The organism is Grimontia sp. AD028 (assembly GCF_000973155.1).
Lineage (GTDB): Bacteria > Pseudomonadota > Gammaproteobacteria > Enterobacterales > Vibrionaceae > Enterovibrio > Enterovibrio indicus.
The window spans coordinates 21120-37699 of sequence record NZ_LASY01000007.1 but is presented as its reverse complement, the minus strand read 5'-3'; the positions used below and the strand labels follow the sequence as shown (position 1 = coordinate 37699).

The window sequence follows — 16580 nt, the reverse complement described above, 5'->3', positions numbered from 1 at the left end:
ATAAAAAAGCCCGGAACGCTTAAACGACCGGGCTACTGCAATTTACTGGTTTGAAGCAACAGCGGCTTCAATCACCTCTGGACCAATTTCATCCTGGAATTCGGTCCATACAGGCTTCATCACTTCAACCCACTGCTGACGTTCAGCATCTGTCAGGGTAATGATTTCGCTACGGCCTGAATCCAGAATATTCTGGCGGTCTTTCATCGCTTTATCGTTGGCAATGGCATTACCGTGCGCAACCGCTTCGTCCAGTGCTTTTTTCAGTACCGCTCGGTCGCCATCTGGCAAATCATTCCAGAACTCCATTGAAGTCGTCACCATGTAATCCAACACGCCGTGATTAGATTCAGTGATGTATGGCTGCACTTCGAAGAACTTCTTGGAGTAGATGTTTGACCAGGTATTTTCCTGTCCATCAATCGCGCGGGTTTGCAGAAGGGTAAAGACTTCTGAGAAAGGTTTCTTCAGCGGCACAGCTTCAACTGCCTCAAACTGGGCTGCCAGCACATCTGAACTCATGATGCGGAATTTCTTACCATCTGCATCCGCAGGCACGCGCAGAGGATCGTTAGCAGACAGTTGCTTCAAACCGTTGTGCAAATAGCCAAGACCAATCAGACCCTTGCTGTTCACCGAAGAAAGCAGTGCCTGACCCGCCGGGCTTTGTTGGAAACGGTCCACCGCTTCCATGTCTTTAAACAGGAATGGCAGATCGTAAACCTGCAGTTTTTTAGTGTATTTCGAGAACTTGGAGAGAGAAGGGGCAATAAACTGAACATCTCCAAGCAGCAGCGCTTCCATTTCTTTACCGTCGCCAAAAAGCTGAGAGTTTGGGTAAACCTCAACCACATACTTGTCGCCGATGCGCTCTGCAACCAGATCGCGGAACTTCAGCGCCATTTGGCCTTTTGGCGTATTTTCAGCCACCACATGTGAAAACTTGATGGTATCCGGTGCTGCCTGCACGCCTGCGCTCATACCTGCGCATAGCGCCAACACTGAAAACATCGTCGTTAGCTTTTTCATAGCTTTTCCTCTTCATTCCTTGTGTCGTTATGTCCCAAACACATCATTGGGAACATTTGCCTTTTAAGGTCTAGTTGAGGAAAAAGAAAAGCCGCGGAGAGAAAACAATTATTTAACAACTATCCAACAAAAGTGAGAGTTGTAGAGAAGCAAATGGGTATGAATCCACCCATGGTTCAAAAAAGTGTGATGATGCGGTATCCCAGAAGAAATGTAATTCCCCACACTCAAGTGCGGGGGAGAAGCGGGAGAAGCGTTTGTATTGATGTAGAGAGAAGTCGCTACACGATTCAATTTAATAGAGATTGGACATAATAGCGCGCAATCAAGATAGGCTTGCGCCAGCGCATTTTAGGCTCTGCCCAGCGGACAATATGGTTGATCTCCAAACGCTTGGCATCCGGATAACACTGTCGGTGGCACTCGCGGCATGACAAGGTACCACTGTCACGACAACACTGCTGTGCACGTTGTGTTTCGAACGCAATTAAGTCTGAACATTGCGTGCAGAGTTGGCTGCCGCGATGAATGTGTCTGCAATAAAGCGTTGTCATGGCGCGAACGAGCCATAGAGGCTGTCGTGTTGGCGCTGACTGTGTGGGTTGAGTTTTCATAGCCGCGCTATTTTCCTCAGCCAGATCTAAAATCCCTTGACCAAGATCAAGCTTTGATGAAGAACCAACCGCTGTTACATTTTCATTCAAACAAATCGCCGATATCCAGTTTCAGCACGTTTGGATCAAACACTCACGCTTCGATTTCTGCAGACAACGCCTTCACACATGCAGTGTAAATATCGTTTTCTCGCAATGGTTTACCAATGTGGCCTTGCATGCCATTGCTGATACAGCGCCAGATATCGTCTTTCAACACATTCGCTGTCATCGCAACAATTGGGGTCTGCTGGTTGAAGTTGTTGGACCCTCGAATCTGACGTGTGGCTTCAAGCCCATCCATCATCGGCATCTGAATATCCATAAAGATGATGTCGTAGCCCCGAATCGTGGCTTTATCGACCGCGGAAATGCCGTCTGTTGCCTTATCCACAGTGAAACCAAACTTTGCCAGCATCTTCTCCGCAATCATCAAATTGATGGCATTGTCTTCCACCAATAGGCAATGCTTGCCTCTAAATGCACCATTGTTTTGTCTGAGAAGCTCCCTTCCCTTCACATCACTGCCATCTTTTTCAATTTGAAGGGGAAGGAAGACTTCAAACTCCGCGCCATGTCCTGGCTCACTGAAGACAGAAATAGAACCGCCCATCAAATCTATCAACTGTTTGGTGATAGCCAGCCCCAATCCCGAGCCACCAAACTTTCTGGTCGTCGAGGTATCGGCCTGTTGGAATTCATCAAAGATAACTTTGTGTTTTTCTGCTGGGATACCGACACCAGTGTCTTTAACCCTGACGTATACGCCTGTGTAGCCACCCTTCTCTGTGTTCATCGATACACTAAGGCGGACGAGCCCGTTTTCGGTAAACTTCAACGCATTGGAAACCAAATTCAACATCACCTGCTCAATACGGTGGGCATCACCCACAAACCGTCTTGGGCAAGCTTCCTGATAGCTGAATTCAAACGCTAACTGCGGTTTATTCTTAATGGTTGGCAGCATGAGATCTCGCACGTATCGCCCGAGTTTTTCCAAGTCGAACGGCGCTTCTTCCAGTTTCAGGTGATTGGATTCCATCTTGCTGAAATCAAGAATATTGTTGATCAAAGACATCAAGCCACGGGAAGAGTGAGCGATCACTGACAAGTATTCAGCCTGCTTGCCAGACATAGGTTCATCCTGCATCAAAGAAGCAGCACCCAATATCCCGTTCATTGGCGTTCGGATTTCATGGCTGATATTGGCAAGGAAAAGCTGTTTCGTCCGAGCGGCTTCAATTGCACGCTCACGGGTTTCCACCAGATTTGAGCTCAGCTGATTAAACTCAGAGACCAACATACCGAGCTCGTCTTTTTCTGGATAATCAATCGGAGCAAATGGTGCATCGCCTTTTTGCTGAACCAGCGCATTCCTGACTTTCGCCATCGGGCGAACAATCTGCAGGTGAATCGCGACATAGGTGATACACACCAACAAAATAGACACCAACGCCATCGCGAAGAAAAGGTCGTTTTTCAGTTGAGTGGCTTCCACCAGCAGCAGCCGTTCCGGTAATGCACCGACCAAGGTCCAGTTGGTATCAGGCAAGGTCCGGCCAAATACTAACGTTGTCTCATCCAGAATCGGGTCAGTCTCAAGATAGTGGATGAATAAGCGCTCAGTGCTGCTGAACAGAGAAAGATCCGGCATCAGGTCTGAAGCGACAGAGACTGCGTAACCCAAATCAACTTCCGGTGATGAGGCAACAATCGCTTTGGCCAAATCCATAACATTTGGATTGCTTTGGCGAAGTAAACGCTCACCTTGTGTTGCCTGACTAATCACCAAAGCCAGTTCCGCAAAATCGGGTTCATGGCTGGCAATCTCTTTCACACTGGGTAAAGGTGTCAGCGACGGGTCATGCGAGTACTTTGCATCCGGGAATGACATCATGGCACCACCACGGTCAAACATCAGCATATAACCCCCGAGTTTCTCGCCACTTCGGGTAAGAAATGCTTGCAGTCGCTCCAATCTGACATCAATCGTCACAACACCAACGAACAAATTTTGGCTAAAAATCGGTACCGTACAGGTCACCATGGGCTCATTGGTGTAGGGATCGATATACGCTCTTGACCAATACGCCTTTTCTTTGGCGTATCTCGCTGGCGCGTACCATTCCGAGAGTTGGTAAGGCGTCGCGTCTTCTTCGTTGTAGTCGTTGATTCGGCGGAAAGAACCATCATCATCGATCACGATGAACACTGACGATTTCACCTTGTCGGGATCATAGAGATAAGGTTCAGGCCAAAAGCCGCCACTGGCGACCATATCGCGGATGTGTGGGTTTCTGAACATATTGGCGAGCTTCTGCTCGATGACGGTATCTGAATCTTGCAACGAGAGCGTATTTGCCAGAGAGAGGGCGACAGTGCCGACGCTGTTTGAAAGTTGCCCCAGACTTTGCGCGACGGTTTCAACCTGCGCCTCTACACGCTGGTTAGCACTGTCACGCACCATGCTGTTACCTGTGGTATCGAGCACATATACGATGGTAATGACCACGACGGTCAGCATCATGCCCAAAATGCCCAGGGCTTTGAAGCTCATAGTTTTGTACCAGGGTACGTCCTTTGTAAACACGCTGCTTCCTCAAGATGCCGTGGTTCGGTGAGCGTTTTCCATCTCTTTGAGAACCGATTGAATGGTGATACTCAGGAGCTTTTCAAAATGCTTCACTTCGTTCTCATCAATCCACTCGCCCTTGCGCAGACGGGAATCAGCATGAGAACAGAATGCCTGCAGCGCTAGCGCACCAATATTGCCTGACACCCCTTTCACGTTATGAATAAGAGTGCGGGCCCGGGCCAGTTCTTTGGCTTCAAAGTGCTTGCGTAAGGTTTTTCCGTCGTTTTGGTGCTCGGCAACAAACATGGTGAGTACGGCTTCAATAGCGTCTTCGTCTTCATCCAGTTGTTCTTTCAACACCGCAGGTTCGAAAAGTGGCTCATCGGGTTCAACAAAGGTGAACAAGCCCGCCCCTTCAGATGGTTTTTTGTCGGCTTTCACTTTTTTGGATTTAGAAGGATTCACCGCTCCATTCGCGACGCTGCTCTCTTCTTTCCGGGCACTGAGCAAAATGAGTCCGACGAGAAAACCAAATCCAACGAACATCGCCGTCATTGTTTTGTCCAGAAGCAAGAGCGTGCGGGTCGTCCAGTAACTTTGCAGCTGGGTAATGGAGCGCACAAACTTGTGATTGATCACCGCATCCACACTCTCTAGCTGACGGTTCAGTCGCTCGAGACCCGTGTACAGCGTGAATAGTTCGCTACGCGTCATCCCTTCGGGCATTTTCGAAAACTCTGACTCCAACTGTCTGATGTACCCATTGAAACGGGCGATTCTATTGCGCTCCAGTGAATCATTCAGGCCATGGAGTTCAAACAATAAGTAGCTACTGATCCTTTGGAGAAGGCGCTTTAACTCTGGCGTTCTGGTTCCATCGTGAAGTTGTTTGAGTTGTTTGGTGACAGAAGAAATCGAGTAAATCGAGGCGAGCAGGTTATCGACGTCTTCAACAAACGCATCGGCTTCAAGCAAGGTGTTTTGAATATCTTCCCAGCTGTCTTCAATGGTGTGGGATTTAGTACGAAGCAACAGATAACGAAAGTGCTGAACCTCTTTTTCCAACTGAACCAACTCATCGCTTTGGTTGATCATTGAGGCAGAAACGGTTTGTCTCAGTTGCTGGGCCGCATTATTAAGCTTAACCACATGTCCTGCGTGGTCCCGGGTGTGGTTCATGTCTGAATAAGAGATCAAGGCATAGGCCAATGACACTCCGAAACCAATCCAAAGTAGGATCGACAGCCATTTATGACCAGCGAAAAGGTTGCCTGAAAATAGAGAAGATTTAGTTTGCAGAAGTCTTTCGGGCAGTGATGTCACAATCAATCCTTTGTCTTGCAATGCGTTTCCCAACAGCAGGAACGAAAGTCATGTCATTTTAAGTATTTACTGCAGTTTCTTATAAGTTAGGCAATTTGTCTTGGTTTGCAAACAAAGACTTGCAAACTTGCAGTGCCAAAAACGCCATGGCGCAAATTCCATTGCACCATGACGCTCATCTGGCTTATTCGTCGACGTTCAGTCGGCGGGTTAACTGGTCACGCAGATTCGGTGGCGTTCCTTTGATCGTCAGCGTGTCGGTTTCTTGATCGTAGAAAACACGCTCGCCTAAAAGCATGCTGTCAAAGTTGATCGACAAGCCGCCGCCGCCGCCCACAAACTTGGTCAGTTTACGCATCGACGTACGGTCTGCTGGAAAACTCTCTTCCAGTTCATAGCCTTGTTCGGAGGCAAACTGGTAGAAGTCCACGCCTTGATCGTTTTGTGGCAGTTCACCCGCCAACTCTTTCACAACCACTTCGTCACCAGATTGCAGCTGGCCGTTACAGTAGTCATAAACTTGCTTACGATATTGCTGCTTCTCTTCTTTATCCAGACGAGAATCCGCACAGTAATCTTCCACCGCCTGCATCAGTACCAGATTTTGCTGCTTGGTATCCATGCCGACTTCGGCCTGCATAAAATCAAGGAAAAAGTCGGCAACCTTGCGGCCAACTCGTCCTTTTACATAGGTCAGGTAGCGATTAGATTCTGCGTCACTCTCCCAGGTAGAGAGGTCAATACGTGCGGCGATATCCATCTTGGCGACATCCAGATAATCTGTGCTGCTGATTTCCAAATCATCAGTGACTTTCATACTGGATTTTGATTCTAACAATCCGATAAAGAGATATTCTGTCGCCAGAGAGCGGTACTCAGCGATCACCAGAACCCCTTCTTCGGCAAAAGGATACTTCGACAATTCGGTTTTCAGACGCTCGGCAGACTGGGAAGAAAATGTCAGAAAGTCCATTTCTTGCTTGCGACTGGCCTTCAACCAGCCACAAAACTCACTTTCTTCAGCAAACTGACCGAAACCTTTTCCTGCCTTCGCGTTGTACACGCGATGGATTTCGCTGATTAGATTTTCCGTGGAAGGTGAATGAGTTAACAGTTGATCTCTCAGTTGAACAACCAGCGTGTCTTCACCCTCTTTTTTGATTTGATGAAGAATAACGTTTGAAAGCGTGAGGCTCATAATTGAAAACATTTTTCGTCGGACTAGAGTGTGGGGTATTATACGCGGCTTCTCCTGACACAAGACAAGAGTTTCTATGCCTGTTACTTCTAAATATCAAGATAAAAACGTTGAACAGATCCTGAACGATGTGGTCAATGTTCTTGAAAAGCACAAAGTATCTACTGATCTGTCGCTGATGGTTGTTGGTAATATTGCTACCAACATCATTAACAACAACTTGCCAGTGGCTCAGCGTCAACTGATCGCTGAAAAATTTGCTCAAGCTCTGCTGTCTTCAATCGATACAGAGTAATAAGCCGCGTCGAAAATGACGTGCAGTAGAATAAAGAGAAGAATTAACCATATATGGTAGACAGCGGAAACACCTACAGGGATAAAGTCTCCCAGCTCGTGAGCTGGGGGCACTGGTTCAGCTTTTTCAACATTATCGCAGCCATGTTGCTGGGCACTCGCTACATCGCTCAGTCAGGCTGGCCAGAGACTTTGCTAGGTCAAACCTATCAATTGCTGACATGGATCGGTCACTTCGGTTTTCTGGTTTTCGCCCTCTACATACTGGTTATCTTCCCAGCTAGCTTCATTATCCCTTCCCAGCGGTTGATGAGGCTATTTGCTGTTCTGGTTGCCACGGCAGGTATGACCATCCTGCTGTTGGACATCTACGCCTATGAGACAATGCACCTTCACCTGAATCCGTTGGTGTGGGAGTTATTGCTCAGCGGCGAAAAAACGGACATGAACGCCCACTGGCAATACCTGTTTGTGGTCGTGCCCGCTATCTTCCTGCTGGAACTCATTATTTCGGAATGGGTCTGGCGAAAACTCCGTAAACTTTCCCGCAAACGCGTCGGTGTGCCTATCGCCAGCGTGTTCGCGATCTGCTTTATCGGCAGTCACCTCATCCATATCTGGGCAGATGCTTTCATTTACAGCCCAGTGACTGCGCAACGCTCCAATTTCCCGGTTTCCTATCCAATGACGGCGAAAACCTTCATGGAGAAATACGGGCTGCTTGACCGTCAAGAATATCAACGCCGCAAAGATGCCATTGGCGATCAGGAAAGCGAAGTGATTCGCTATCCGTTGGAAAAACTTTCGTTTTCCGCCAACGCACAAAGCTTTAGCCCTAACCTGCTTGTGGTGATGGTGGAAAGCTTGCGAGCAGACATGCTTGACCCGGTTGTGATGCCAAACCTGAATCAGTTTGCTAACAGCAATCTGAAATATACCCATCACTACAGTTCCAGCAATGATGCGATGGCAGGAATTTTTGGCCTGTTTTACGGCTTGCCTGGCAGCTATGCACAAAGCGCGCGAACGGAAGGTTTAAGTCCATTGCTGATTGATACGATGGATAAGCGCAACTACCGTTTCGGTCTTTTCAGCGCTGATAACTTCGACAACCCGATCTATTATCAGAGCATTTTTGGTAAGCACCTTGAGCAAGCGTCAAATGTCAAAGCGTCGGAAACCTGGGTGGCTGACCATATTGCCGCAGACAATCTCGACGAGTGGATCAAAGCCGGTGATGTGAAACAACCTTGGTTCGCTTATCTGGAACTCAAAAGTGTCACTGATTACGAACAAGGTGGTGACTATGAGCGTCCGTTCCAGCCATCACTCGACAACGATATGGCAAGCGTAGGCGAACAAACCTCGCTGGTGCTGAAAAACAGCTATAACAATGCCGCTTATTACGTGGATACCTTGTTGGGTGAAATGCTCGACACTTTAGAAGCAAACGGCCAGCTCGATAACACCGTGGTGATCATTACATCTAACCACGGCACTGAATTTAACGAAACCGGATCCAACAGCTGGGGCGCAAACACCAACTACAGTAAGTATCAGCTGCAGGTTCCTCTGGTCATGCACTGGCCAAATCAGGAACCCCGCCAAGTCGATGTTTACAGCTCGCATTTGGATATCGTTCCAACATTGATGGAGTCCATGCTGGCGGTTGACAGCCCTTCGACCAACTATACCAGTGGCATGAACCTATTCGAGCTTTCCGATAAGCCAAGAAAATGGGTCATCGCTGGTGACAGTCGTGACATCGTCGTGGTTCAGCCTGACAAAACCACGGTGGTGGACAAGTTCGGAAACTATCGCGTGTATGACAGCAACTACAAGCTGCAACCGGAAGGCAAACCTCAGCTTTCTGTACTGATGCAGGTGATGCACGAGTTGAAGCGCTTCTATCATCCCGAAGAAAACTAACAGAGCAGCCAGCGATAAGCTGGTTTCTTTTTAGCCAAACGATTGAAATTCGCGGATTTAATAAAGAAAGGCGATTGACAGCTAAATACTGTGTTCGTACCATGAATCCATAGTGTCGGTCTGTAGCGCAGCTTGGTAGCGCACTGTCATGGGGTGTCAGGGGTCGGAGGTTCAAATCCTCTCAGACCGACCATCTATCTATATGAGCCCGCAGCTTTTTAGCTGCGGGCTTTTTCGTAGCCATGTTCTTGGTTAGTATTCATTTCCCTATTGAAATTATCTGGATAGCGAAATGGACGTCTCTATCGAGTTTGGCGCTTTGCTGGTTGTGCTTGGCTTTGTTGCAGGCATTATCAATACACTGGCTGGCGGTGGCTCAAACCTCACCATTCCTGCGTTAATTGTGCTGGGCATGCCAGCGGAAGTGGCCAACGCCACCAACCGTGTCGGCGTTTTTATGCAGAGTGTTTCCGGCGTTGCAGGATTTCGCCATCATAAGCGTCTGGATAGCCATGACCTGCTACCTATTCTTATCCCAACTCTGATTGGTGGTGCAGTGGGTGCTGGAGCAGCGGCCTGGCTGCCCTCTTCAATCATCAAACCACTCCTGCTCGGTACCATGCTCTTAATGGCATTTATCATGCTGGTAAAACCTCAGGCAGTCATGCCCGATGAAGGAGAGCTTGCACGTAAGGTGAAGGATACACCAGCAGCCTGGGTTGGACTTGCCATTGCGGGTTTCTATGGTGGATTTGTTCAGGCGGGTGTCGGTTTTGTGCTGATTGCTGCGCTGTGTGGGACGCTTCGCTATGATCTCGTGCGCGGTAACGCCTTAAAGCTCGTCTGTACGTTAGCGTTTACTTCCGTCTCGCTCGCTATCTTCATCTGGCAGGATTTAATTCTTTGGTTACCCGGCTTGCTGCTTGCGTTGGGATCCATGTTTGGTGCTTGGTTAGCCGTGAAGTTTGCCATTAAAGCAGACCCTAAACTCCTCAAGTGGTTCCTGTTTTTGATGACACTTGCTGGCGTTATTTTTGCGTACTCGAGCTAACAAAAACCAAGAGTTTTTACCGCCATATCAAACAAATAACCATATAGAGAACAAACACATTACGGGCATCACAGACCCTTAAACTCCCTTGTGAAGTCTGTCGAAGATGAGGGAAATTTAGACATTGCTAATGGCGATTACTGTCATACTGGCCATCTAAAGATTAGAACTAAAATCACATTTTTCGTCAGTAGCCAGTCATAAGGGAGTCATGGGCATGATTGCTTTGGATTACGCATTCTGCCTGAAAGCAGGCGAAGCGATTCGTCCGCAAGAAAATCTGGATGCATTCTGTGCAGCCCTAGGCCAGACTTTATGCCTCCTTGCTGACGATGTCCGCTGCCAAGTTCTTCTCAAAGAGACTGAAAACGCAAGCTGGAGCCAGATCGCAGATATTCGCGATGGTCACCATCAAGTTTCTTCACCTGCCATGGCTTTAGGCGAAGAAGATCAGTCCCTACTCTCCAAACTATTAGACACTGATGCGCCTCTGCAGCAACAGGGGCACTATCACTATGAGCTCCCACTCAATATTCGTGGCATACAATCCGCTGGTTTACTGCTTTCAACCAAAAAAGAAATTCACATTGATGCTAAAGCTAAAACGCTATTGGCATTGATGCTTTCAGGTGTACTCGACAGTCACCTGCAACACCAGTTCCTAGCTTTTGAAAAAGCCAATCATAAAAAAACCGAAAAGAAACTGGTGCAAGAAGTCTGCTCACAAAAGGGACTTTTAGAACAACTCCATATCCTACATAAAATCTCGTTACGACTCTGGCACGCCCATTCTCTGGATAACATGCTTCATACTGCGGTTTATGAGTGTATTCATGCTCTCGATTTTGACCGCATGGCTATTTTCCTTCTCAATAGCCATACCGGTTTGTTGCGCGGGACCTATGGAACAGATATCAACGGAACCGTGACCAATGAGCAATGGTATTGCACGGCGATTCATGAGCACTACCACGCCAAAACCACACTTGATAAGAAGCGCCATATCACCATCAATGAAGGCTGTGAGCTCTATCATGACAACAAAGTCGTTGGGACGGGTTGGAATGCCACCATTTCGCTATGGGATGGTGACGATCCAATTGGTTGGATTGCCTGTGACAACCTAATCTCTGGAACGCCACTGAAAAGTTACCACAGCGAGCTTCTGAAGCTCCTTGGGGTCACTATGTCACAGCACCTTATCCAACGTCGTGCACAAGATGATCTGAAAGCCCTCAATCTGTCACTGGAACACCGCGTGGCAGAGCGCACAGCGCAGCTGGAAGAAGCCAATAAGCGCTTGAATCAGATCTCTCGAGAAGACAGTCTGACACAGGTACCAAATCGCCGGATGCTGGATGAGCGACTGGAAGAGGAATGGCGTCGCGCCCTTCGCTACCAAACCCCATTGACCATTTTGATTGTCGATATCGACCACTTTAAGCAATACAACGACAAATACGGCCATGCATTGGGCGATCAGTGTTTGACCAGAGTGGCTGAAGCGCTCAGTCAGGTCGAGAGACGCGCAGGTGCGCTGTTGGCACGATTCGGTGGAGAAGAGTTCGTATTCCTGTTACCGGGCAGTAACCGAGAGAATGCAATCTCTGTCGCTAATCGCGCACTGGAAGCCGTGCGCAAACTGGAGATCCCGCACGGTGATTCACCCGTTGCGCCGATCGTGACCATCAGTGCGGGGGGAAAAACCACCATCCCAGAAAAGCCCAATAATCAGCAACAGCTTTTCATTGACGCCGATGTCGCACTCTATGAGGCGAAGAACGCAGGTAAGAATCAGGCCTTTGTCTTATAACGGCGTTTTTTAGCTGGCGCCCTTCCCTTTCCCTTCTTGAATCGATTAGGTTGAGCTGGTAGCGAGCGAAGGCTATCCGGCACGTTTCCTTGTCTGACGGTTTGCATCAACACATTCAACTCTGATTCCAACGCCGTCATAAAGGGCTGGTAGGCACCTTTCTTCTCTGCCATATCATGCAGCTGACGCTCCCATTGAGCCGTCATATCCGGATAGGCTGCTTTCTCTGGCAACGCATCAATCAAGCCTTTGCCAGAAGCAGTAGAGCGGATCTGCTTTCCTTCCCGAGACAGCAGACTGCGTTTGAACAGCAAATCTAGAATCCCAGCACGAGTTGCTTCTGTTCCCAATCCGTCCGTATCGCGCAGGATTTTCTTGAGCGATGGGTCTTTTACAAATCGGGCAATCCCTGTCATCGCCTGCAGCAACGTCGCTTCTGTGAAATAACGCGGAGGCTCAGTCATGCAATCTTTGATGTTGCCGCGCGCACAGGTCAATACAGTGCCTTTATCCAGCGGTGGTACCAGGCTTTCGATGTCTTCATTTTGCGCTGACTTATCTCGGGACAACAGCGCTCGCCAACCCGGAGACATTAGCTTTTTCCCTTTTGCGATGAAAAGACCACCCGCAATCTCAAAGTCCAGTTTGGCTTCTGCATACTCCGCGGCAGGATAAAACTGCATCAGGTATTGGCGGGCAATCAGCTCATAAACATTCCGCTCACGTCCACTCAATGCACTGCTGCTTTTCGACGTAGGAATAATCGCGTGGTGAGCATCCACTTTGCTGTCATTCCAAGCCTTCGATTTAAGGGAAAAATTGGCATTGCTGACCGCGGTAGATAACGCATCAGTCGTTTTCGCAATCGCGGTGGAGACGCTTTGTGCTTCTTTGAAATGGCCTTTAGGGAGATAGCGGCAATCTGAGCGCGGATAAGTGATCACCTTATGCTTCTCGTACAAGGCCTGACAACAGGCCAGTACATCGGCGACGCTCATATTAAAACGCTTGGCCGCATCAATCTGCAATGCAGACAGGCTATAAGGTAGCGGCGGCGATTGCTTGGAAGTCTTGCGCTCTGATTTAGTCACCGTTGCAGGCTGGCCTTCAATACGACGCGCGACGTTTTCGACCAGATTCCTCGCCAATACCCGCCCTTCTTCATCCTGCCATGGCTGGCAGGCTTCACTCGGCTGCCAACGGGCAAGAATATCGCTACCTTGGTAAGGAATAACTGCGTCCAATTGAAAGAAAGGCTTGGGGATAAAGGCTTCAATTTCGCGGTCACGACGAACTACCAGCCCCAACACCGGTGTTTGCACGCGACCGACGGAAAGCACACCCTGATACCCCGCCTGCTTTCCAAGCAAAGTATAAGCCCGGGACATGTTCATGCCGTAGAGCCAATCCGCTCTTGAGCGCGCCAGTGCTGACACTGAAAGCGGCACAAAGTCCATGTTGCTGCGCAGTGCTGACAACGCCTTTTTCACCGCCGAGGTGTTCAGGTCATTAATCAACAGACGCTGGATTCGTTTTTTCTTGGCTTCAGAAAGCTTGGCATGGCTGAACACTTCATCCACCAGCAGTTGACCTTCACGATCCGGGTCGCCAGCATGCACGATTTCATCAAACTGCTTGAGCAGTTTTTTCACCACGCCTAATTGTTTGGCGGCAGATTTACGTGGTTTTAAAATCCATTGCTGCGGAAGAATAGGAAGATCGTCGAGTCGCCAGGTTTTATATTTTTCGTCATAAGCCTCAGGCTCTGCCTGCTCGAGCAAATGACCGATACACCATGTCACCGTGTCGCCATTTCCGGCAACAACATAGCCTTCATGATTTTTGTGGGGCTTGGGAAGTGCTGCGACAATCGCGCGGCCTAGGCTGGGTTTTTCGGCGATAAAGAGTCTGGTCATATCGTTGGAAGTCTCGGACGATGAACCCACAATTTATCTAAATTCAGGGAAGTTAACAACAATTAACTGGATATACATCCAGTTAATTGTTGAATGGAACGAGGGCAGGATTACAGGTACGTCACGTACTTTGCAGTATCACGCTTTGGCACGCCAGCCGGTGTGCAATCCGGTGTGCCTACGTAGAGGAACCCTACGATCTCGTCGTCACCTGACACGTTAAACGCTTCACGAACAACAGGGTGATAAGCCCATTTCCCGGTACGCCAGAAGCCCTGAAAACCTTGCGCAACTGCTGCCATCTGCATTGCCTGTGCCGCGCAGCCTGCAGAGATGTGCTGCTCAATCACAGGTACTTTGTCATGTTGCTTGGTGCGGGCAATCACAGTGATTACCATAGGCGCGCGATAAGGTGACTTGGTTGCTTTCTCAACCACCGCGTCTTCTTCGTTGTCGGCTTCTGCCGCGCTTTTCAAAATGGCAGAAAGCTTATCCAGTCCTTCCCCTGTCGCGACGACAAACTCCCAAGGCGTCAACGCGCCATGATCCGGTGCCCTGAGGCCGGCTGCCAGCATGTTGTCCAATGCTTCACCAGTCGGAGCCGGAGCCAGTAAACGAGGAATTGAGCGGCGCTGGGTAAGAAGAGTTATCGCGTCCATATATCGTCCCGAAAAGAATTAAAAATCACTTTTCCAAAATAACACAAAACCCGAGAGGCGACTCCACTCGGGTTTTGTGGTTTTTCAAACTACTGGCTTAAAGTGATATGGCTAACTTCACCCCTTGGCGAATCGCGCGTTTAGCATCCAACTCGCCGGCATGCTCAGCACCGCCAATCACATGGGCTTTGATGCCTTGCGCTTCGAGTGTAGATACCAAACCATTCACTGATTCCTGACCGGCACAAACGATCACATGATCTGCTGGCAGAATGTGGTGCTGACCTTCAAGGGTGATATGCAAACCTGCGTCATCGATCTTCTCGTATGCCACACCACCAAGGAGCTCTACACCTCGTTTTTCCAGCGTTTTCTTATGGATCCAGCCCGTTGTTTTACCCGGTCCTTTGCCTACTCGACCTGCTTTACGTTGCAGTAACCATACCTGACGCTGTGCGACATAGTGAGGCTGAGGGTGTAAGCCGCCTTCATACGAGATAGTTTTGTCGATACCCCAGTCTTTCAGCCAGTCATCCAGCGTGTGATTTTCTGGCTCGGTAATCATGGTTGCGACATCAATGCCGATGCCACCAGCACCAATAATGGCCACGCGACCGCCAAGCTCAGGTTGCTCGCGGATGAACGTTTGGTAATCAATGGCTTTTGGATGGTCGATACCCGGAATGGATGGGATACGAGGTTTTACTCCCGTTGCTACCACCACTTCATCAAACTCTTTCAGGGTATCCGCATCAACTTCCGTGTTCAGACGGACTTCAATGCCGGATTGCTCCACCTTACGGGTGAAGTAACGGATAGATTCTTTGAATTCTTCCTTACCGGGAATTTGCATGGCGAGATTGAACTGGCCACCAAGGGTATCGCGCTTCTCAAACAGCACCACATCAAAACCACGCTCTGCAGCTGTCGTCGCAAAAGACATGCCTGCCATACCACCACCGATAACCGCAACACGGCGTTTGTTGGAAGCAGGTGTGACGACCAATTCTGTTTCGTAACACGCCTGCGGGTTCACCAAACAGCTTGCGCGTTTCCCTTTGAACACATGGTCAAGACAGGCCTGATTACAGGCAATACAGGTGTTGATGTCGTCTGAGCGGTCTTGCTCGGCCTTCGCCACAAATTCGGCATCCGCCAGAAATGGACGCGCCATGGAAACCATATCGGCTTGTCCCGATGACAGGATCTCCTCGGCGATTTCCGGAGTATTAATGCGGTTACAGGTGACCAAAGGCACATTGACCTCACCTTTTAGACGCTCGGTAACCCACGCGAATGCTGCGCGCGGAACCTGAGTGGCGATGGTCGGAATACGGGCTTCATGCCAGCCAATACCAGTATTGATGATGGTCACACCGGCTTGTTCCAGTGCTTTCGCAAGTTCGACCACTTCATCATGCGTGCTGCCCTGCTCCACCAGATCCAGCATCGACAGTCGAAAAATGATGATGAAATCTTGACCCGCACGTTCGCGCACTGATTTAACAATTTCCAACGCCAAACGAGTACGGTTTTCGTAGCTACCGCCCCAGCGATCATAACGGGTATTGGAACGCGCACAGATGAACTGATTAATCAGATAACCTTCTGAACCCATGATTTCCACGCCGTCGTAACCCGCTTCACGCGCAAGTTCCGCACTCTTACCAAAGTCTTTGATGGTATTCAGGATTTGGCGTTCGCTCATGGCAGAAGGCGCGAATTTAGAGATAGGCGATCGCATATCAGACGCACTCAGTGCGAAAGGATGCATCGCATAACGGCCTGCGTGCAAAAGCTGTAGCGCAATTTTACCGCCATTTTCATGCACTGCATCAGTGATGGTACGGTGCGCGCGGGCCGCTCGACCGCTGCTGAATTGCGCACTTAAGGGGTGAAGTCGACCACGGAAGTTCGGAGAAAAGCCGCCTGTCACGATCAGGCCGACACCACCTTTTGCCCTTTCGGCGTAGAAAGCAGCGAGCTTCTTAAACCCGTCATTCGATTCTTCCAGTCCAGTATGCATAGACCCCATCAGTAAGCGGTTTTTCAACTGCGTAAAGCCAAGATCCAACGGCGCGAGTAGGTGTGGGTAAGGCGAATTCATGATGCGCTTCCATGGTTATTATTAGTTCTGGTC

The 16580-nt window shown here is 49.2% G+C and carries 12 protein-coding genes and 1 tRNA gene; 5 read left to right on the top strand and 8 right to left on the bottom strand.

What is annotated here, in order from left to right; genetic code table 11:
- Window positions 1-42: 42 nt before the first annotated feature.
- The 5 genes from RN22_RS01585 to yejK form a co-directional block, all read right to left on the bottom strand.
- Window positions 43-1029, bottom strand: a complete 987-nt coding sequence (locus tag RN22_RS01585; protein ID WP_002541093.1) for a TRAP transporter substrate-binding protein — start codon at window positions 1027-1029, stop codon at window positions 43-45.
- 290 nt (window positions 1030-1319) lie between these two features.
- Window positions 1320-1643, bottom strand: coding sequence for a nitrous oxide-stimulated promoter family protein (locus RN22_RS24605; protein WP_082111337.1), 324 nt, complete (start codon window positions 1641-1643; stop codon window positions 1320-1322).
- 133 nt (window positions 1644-1776) lie between these two features.
- Window positions 1777-4239 (bottom strand): hybrid sensor histidine kinase/response regulator, encoded by a 2463-nt coding sequence (locus RN22_RS01580; RefSeq protein ID WP_046302824.1) that lies wholly within the window; start codon window positions 4237-4239, stop codon window positions 1777-1779.
- A gap of 42 nt (window positions 4240-4281) precedes the next feature.
- Complete coding sequence (locus tag RN22_RS01575; protein ID WP_231590828.1) at window positions 4282-5580, bottom strand: Hpt domain-containing protein; 1299 nt, start codon at window positions 5578-5580, stop codon at window positions 4282-4284.
- Window positions 5581-5764: 184 nt separating this feature from the next.
- Window positions 5765-6778 (bottom strand): nucleoid-associated protein YejK, encoded by a 1014-nt coding sequence (gene yejK / locus RN22_RS01570; RefSeq protein WP_002541089.1) that lies wholly within the window; start codon window positions 6776-6778, stop codon window positions 5765-5767.
- 76 nt (window positions 6779-6854) lie between these two features.
- Between yejK and RN22_RS01565 the strand changes: the two genes are divergently transcribed.
- The 5 genes from RN22_RS01565 to RN22_RS01545 all read left to right on the top strand — a co-directional run bounded on the left by RN22_RS01565 (window position 6855) and on the right by RN22_RS01545 (window position 11865).
- Window positions 6855-7073: a DUF1414 domain-containing protein gene (locus RN22_RS01565; RefSeq protein ID WP_046302823.1), complete on the top strand. Its 219-nt coding sequence runs from the start codon at window positions 6855-6857 to the stop codon at window positions 7071-7073.
- Window positions 7074-7126: 53 nt separating this feature from the next.
- Complete coding sequence (locus tag RN22_RS01560; RefSeq protein WP_046302822.1) at window positions 7127-9001, top strand: DUF3413 domain-containing protein; 1875 nt, start codon at window positions 7127-7129, stop codon at window positions 8999-9001.
- 116 nt (window positions 9002-9117) lie between these two features.
- A tRNA-Pro gene (locus RN22_RS01555) sits at window positions 9118-9194 on the top strand.
- Window positions 9195-9293: 99 nt separating this feature from the next.
- Window positions 9294-10052 carry a sulfite exporter TauE/SafE family protein gene (locus RN22_RS01550; RefSeq protein WP_046302821.1) on the top strand — a complete coding sequence of 253 codons (759 nt, stop codon included), beginning with the start codon at window positions 9294-9296 and terminating at the stop codon, window positions 10050-10052.
- 217 nt (window positions 10053-10269) lie between these two features.
- A complete protein-coding gene (locus RN22_RS01545; protein ID WP_046302820.1) occupies window positions 10270-11865 on the top strand; it encodes a GGDEF domain-containing protein in 1596 nt (531 codons plus the stop codon).
- Here RN22_RS01545 and RN22_RS01540 read toward each other — a convergent pair.
- From RN22_RS01540 to RN22_RS01530, 3 genes are all read right to left on the bottom strand, one after another.
- Window positions 11847-13781, bottom strand: coding sequence for a DNA topoisomerase III (locus RN22_RS01540; protein ID WP_046302819.1), 1935 nt, complete (start codon window positions 13779-13781; stop codon window positions 11847-11849). The genes RN22_RS01545 and RN22_RS01540 overlap by 19 nt on opposite strands.
- 110 nt (window positions 13782-13891) lie before the next feature.
- Window positions 13892-14440, bottom strand: a complete 549-nt coding sequence (locus tag RN22_RS01535) for an NAD(P)H nitroreductase (protein WP_046302818.1) — start codon at window positions 14438-14440, stop codon at window positions 13892-13894.
- 97 nt (window positions 14441-14537) lie between these two features.
- Window positions 14538-16547 (bottom strand): NADPH-dependent 2,4-dienoyl-CoA reductase, encoded by a 2010-nt coding sequence (locus RN22_RS01530; RefSeq protein WP_046302817.1) that lies wholly within the window; start codon window positions 16545-16547, stop codon window positions 14538-14540.
- Window positions 16548-16580 lie beyond the last annotated feature (33 nt).

What these genes read in the sequence shown, in the direction of transcription:
- RN22_RS01585 (WP_002541093.1), bottom strand. Translation starts at nt 1,029, where the DNA reads ATGAAAAAGCTAACGACGATGTTTTCAGTGTTGGCGCTATGCGCAGGT.
- RN22_RS01550 (WP_046302821.1), top strand. Translation starts at nt 9,294, where the DNA reads ATGGACGTCTCTATCGAGTTTGGCGCTTTGCTGGTTGTGCTTGGCTTT.
- RN22_RS01580 (WP_046302824.1), bottom strand. Translation starts at nt 4,239, where the DNA reads ATGAGCTTCAAAGCCCTGGGCATTTTGGGCATGATGCTGACCGTCGTG.
- RN22_RS01545 (WP_046302820.1), top strand. Translation starts at nt 10,270, where the DNA reads ATGATTGCTTTGGATTACGCATTCTGCCTGAAAGCAGGCGAAGCGATT.
- RN22_RS01540 (WP_046302819.1), bottom strand. Translation starts at nt 13,781, where the DNA reads ATGACCAGACTCTTTATCGCCGAAAAACCCAGCCTAGGCCGCGCGATT.
- RN22_RS01530 (WP_046302817.1), bottom strand. Translation starts at nt 16,547, where the DNA reads ATGAATTCGCCTTACCCACACCTACTCGCGCCGTTGGATCTTGGCTTT.
- yejK (WP_002541089.1), bottom strand. Translation starts at nt 6,778, where the DNA reads ATGAGCCTCACGCTTTCAAACGTTATTCTTCATCAAATCAAAAAAGAG.
- RN22_RS01535 (WP_046302818.1), bottom strand. Translation starts at nt 14,440, where the DNA reads ATGGACGCGATAACTCTTCTTACCCAGCGCCGCTCAATTCCTCGTTTA.
- RN22_RS24605 (WP_082111337.1), bottom strand. Translation starts at nt 1,643, where the DNA reads ATGAAAACTCAACCCACACAGTCAGCGCCAACACGACAGCCTCTATGG.
- RN22_RS01560 (WP_046302822.1), top strand. Translation starts at nt 7,127, where the DNA reads ATGGTAGACAGCGGAAACACCTACAGGGATAAAGTCTCCCAGCTCGTG.
- RN22_RS01565 (WP_046302823.1), top strand. Translation starts at nt 6,855, where the DNA reads ATGCCTGTTACTTCTAAATATCAAGATAAAAACGTTGAACAGATCCTG.